General features: G+C 54.3%; 1 other annotated feature (only partly in view).

Features of this window, described 5'->3' with window-relative positions:
- The first annotated feature begins 293 nt into the window (after nucleotides 1-293).
- Nucleotides 294-512: a sequence feature (mutual gap in cmsearch alignment for this rRNA model is longer than 100), on the top strand (it continues 3,381 nt past the right edge of the window).

Consider the following 512-nt stretch of genomic DNA (forward strand, 5'->3'; position numbering starts at 1 on the left):
CATTGCCGCTCCGCCGTCCAATCGGACGCCTGTTTTGACATCGTCTAGAGAGAAACATTTCGGAACCGCCGGTTCGATCGCGTGAGATCGGACTTCGCTTCGCCCCCAGGGGCGCGGCGGACAGCGGTTCCGTTCCAAGTCAAGTACACTAACCTATGTCTTCCCCATGCCTTGCATGGGCGGGGGAAGGCGGGAAACGTATGACTTTCGGTTCAGAAAGAACTCGGTTCTTTGTCCTCAAGTAGCCCTCCGGGCGATAGGACGACAAAGGCAGCCTTGCTTTTTCTGGATCGGATCAAGCGCGAAAAGGGCGTTTGGTGGATGCCTAGGCAGTAAGAGGCGATGAAGGACGTGATACTCTGCGATAAGCCATGGGGAGCCGAGAATAGGCCTTGATCCATGGATTTCCGAATGGGGCAACCCACCTGAAACACTCTTATTTATTCTACCGTCCGCTATGAGAGGCCTGGTCCTCAAGTAGCGAAGCGGTAGGACAAATTAAGAGTGTGAAA

The sequence above is a fragment of the Tateyamaria sp. syn59 genome, from assembly GCF_007995245.1.
Taxonomy (GTDB): domain Bacteria; phylum Pseudomonadota; class Alphaproteobacteria; order Rhodobacterales; family Rhodobacteraceae; genus Tateyamaria.